Source organism: Amycolatopsis sp. SID8362, assembly GCF_010550475.1.
Taxonomy (GTDB): Bacteria; Actinomycetota; Actinomycetes; order Mycobacteriales; family Pseudonocardiaceae; genus Amycolatopsis; species Amycolatopsis eburnea.
This window is the reverse complement of sequence record NZ_JAAGNB010000594.1, coordinates 1-2,648: the sequence shown is the minus strand read 5'-3', so window position 1 is coordinate 2,648 and position 2,648 is coordinate 1. Positions and strand designations below refer to the sequence as shown.

Sequence of the window (2,648 nt, the reverse complement as noted above, 5' to 3'; positions counted from 1 at the left end):
GTCGGGCCGCCGGTGCCGCCGCGCCAGGCGGGCCGCTCGCTGGCGACGGCGCAGGAAGCCCTGCGCCTGGTGGCCGCGGACGTCCTCCCGGACGAGCCGCTGACCTGGTGCGAAGACCACCTCGCGACGCTGTGGCTGCGCAAGGAGCCGTTCCTCGCCACGGAGGTGTGCCGGCGGCGGCTGGCCCCGCTGACGGCGTTGACGCCGAAGCAGTACAACCGCCTCGCGGGCACGCTGCTCGCGTGGCTGGAGACGTGCGGCAACGTCCGGGAGGTCGCCGATCGCCTGGCGATCCACCCGCAAACCGTCCGCGCGCGGGCGCAGGAGCTGGAAACCCTGTTCGCGGACCACCTCCGCAACCCGGACGCCCGCTTCGAGATGATCCTCGCCCTGCGCGCGACGTTGACCTAGCGGACGCCGGCCGCCACCACGAACGGGATCGCCACGAACAGCCGGTCCTCGCGCGCCCTCGTGGCCTGTTCGTCGAGCCACGGCCCCTCGCCGCCGAGGTCGGCGAGCATCGGCAGGCACGCGCCGTCGGTCCAGACCGCGGTGCGGACCTCGACCGTGACGTCGGTGAACCCGTTGTCCAGCAACAGGTTCCGGTAACGGCGCGCGACCCGCGGACTCGGCACCCGGTCCGCGCGGGCGTGGACGAGCGCGCGGGTGCGCACCGGGTCGTCGGAGTCGATCACGATGGTGTCCCAGTCCTGCCCGGTGAGCACCGCGCGGCCACCGGGCGCCAGCACCCGGCGCGCTTCGCCGACGGCCTGGCCGGGATCGGCGAGGGTGTGCAGCACCTTGTCGGCGCGGTAGCCGGTGACCGAACCGTCGGGCAGCGGCAGCGAAGTCGCGTCGGCGACGTGGAATTCGCCGGCGGGCCAGCGCTCGGCGGCGGCTTCGATCATCGCCGCGTTCAGGTCGACGCCGATGGCGCGCACCCCGCGGGCGGCCAGCTCGCCGACCGCGCGGCCGCCGCCGCAGCCGACGTCGACCACGGTCTCGCCGAGGCCGCGGTAGGTGAGTTCTCGCAGGTCGACGGCCTGGGGCCGGTCGTCGAAGGCATCCAGGAGAGCAAGCAACGTGGACATGACGGCCATCCTGCGACTTAATGTCGGCATGAAGTCAATAGGCGAGGTGGCGGCCCGGTTCGGGGTGCCCGCCCACGTGCTGCGCCACTGGGAGGCGGAGGGACTGCTGACGCCCGCGCGCGCCGGCAACCGCCGCCGCTACACCGACGCCGACCAGCACCGCGTGGCGGCGATCCTGGTCTCGAAGGAAGCGGGACTCGGCCTCGCGGACATCCGCGCGGTGCTGGCGGCCGAGTCGGCACCGGCCCGCGAGGAACTGCTCGCCGCGCACCGGCGGCGGTTGGAGGCCCGGCTCGCCCGGACGCAGGCGGCGCTCGACCTGCTGGCGGGCGGACCCTGTCCGCACGACGACATCATGACCTGCCCGCACTTCCGCGGCTTGCTGGCCGAACGGCTGCCCTCAGAGGCCTGAGGGGAGCGCCGTAGGGCTCACGGCTCCTCCCCGAACAACTCCGCGTGGCGCACGAACTCCTCCAGCACCGCCGAAAAGTACGGCCGCCAGACCGCGGGCGGCAGCTCGCCGCTCCCCACCCGAGTCACCGCCGCGGGCAGCCCGCGGGAACGTCGCCAAGCCGCGAACGCGTCCACCCACGCGTCCGCCGTCGCACCGCCGACTCCGCCCGGTGCGCCGAACAGCGCCGTGGCCGGAGAACAGAGCAGCCACCAGACCGGCGGGGCTTCCGCGGTGGCTTCGTGCAGCCGTCGCGCGCCCAGCACCCTCGCGCGCCACGCGGTGTCGGCGTCGTCGGAAAACACCCCGGCCGCGTGCACGATCCCCCGCAACGGCAGCCCGCCCGCGGTCGCCTCAGCGATCAACCGGTCCGCGACACCGCGCTCGGCGAGGTCACCAGCAACGACCACGATGTCCACGCCAGGGAGGTCGACCACCCCGCCACGGCGTCCGGAAAGGACGATCCGGGTCGCGCCGTGGTCCGCCAGCCACCGGATGGTGGCGGGCCCGAGCGGGCCGAACGCGCCGGTGACCACGTAGGCCCCCGGCCCGGCCGGTACTTCGGGGGCGAGCGGGACACGCGTCAGCCGCGCCGCGTAGCGGACGTCGTGACGCCAGCGCACTTCGTCCTCGGACGCGTCCGCGCGCAGCTCGCGCGCGAGAGCGTCCACATCGGACCGGGCGTCGAAGTCGGCGATGCTCGCCCGCAGGTCCGGGCGTTCGCAGGCGAGCACCCGGATCAGCCCACGCAGGCACACCAGCCCCGGCTCGTCGTGCGCCTGCGTCACCAGGTGGAAGCGGACGCCGCGGTCGAGCCGCGCGACCACCGACGAGATCGTGCGCAGGAGCTCGCGCGCGTCTTCGGGGTCGTGGTAGGCGTGCGGGGCGCCGGTCAGGAACACGACGCCGCGCACCGGCCGCCCGGTCAGGAACGCGGGCAGCTCGCCGAAGTCGTCCTGCGGCAGGGAAAGGGCTTCATCGCCGGTCTCCGCCAGCGCCAGCGCGAGCGCGACGGCCCGGCCGAGCGCGGCCGGGTGCTCGTCGGTGAGCAGCAGCCACGACCCGGGCGGCACCGGCGGGGACGGCGGCAGGGGCGCTTCGGGCCA

At 74.8% G+C, this 2,648-nt stretch carries 4 protein-coding genes; 2 read left to right on the top strand and 2 right to left on the bottom strand.

The window, feature by feature from the left end:
- The coding region (locus tag G3I65_RS18685) for a helix-turn-helix domain-containing protein (protein ID WP_160697250.1) at positions 1–411 on the top strand (411 nt) is incomplete at its 5' end.
- Here the strand turns inward: G3I65_RS18685 and G3I65_RS18680 are convergent.
- Positions 408–1,091 carry a methyltransferase domain-containing protein gene (locus G3I65_RS18680; protein WP_160697249.1) on the bottom strand — a complete coding sequence of 228 codons (684 nt, stop codon included), beginning with the start codon at positions 1,089–1,091 and terminating at the stop codon, positions 408–410. The genes G3I65_RS18685 and G3I65_RS18680 overlap by 4 nt on opposite strands.
- 28 nt (positions 1,092–1,119) lie before the next feature.
- On the opposite strand from G3I65_RS18680, the gene G3I65_RS18675 reads away from it, so the two are divergent.
- Positions 1,120–1,503: a MerR family transcriptional regulator gene (locus G3I65_RS18675; protein WP_160697248.1), complete on the top strand. Its 384-nt coding sequence runs from the start codon at positions 1,120–1,122 to the stop codon at positions 1,501–1,503.
- Between the two features lie 17 nt (positions 1,504–1,520).
- Here G3I65_RS18675 and G3I65_RS18670 read toward each other — a convergent pair.
- On the bottom strand, positions 1,521–2,648 hold a 1,128-nt coding region (locus G3I65_RS18670), incomplete at its 5' end, for a KR domain-containing protein (RefSeq protein ID WP_160697247.1).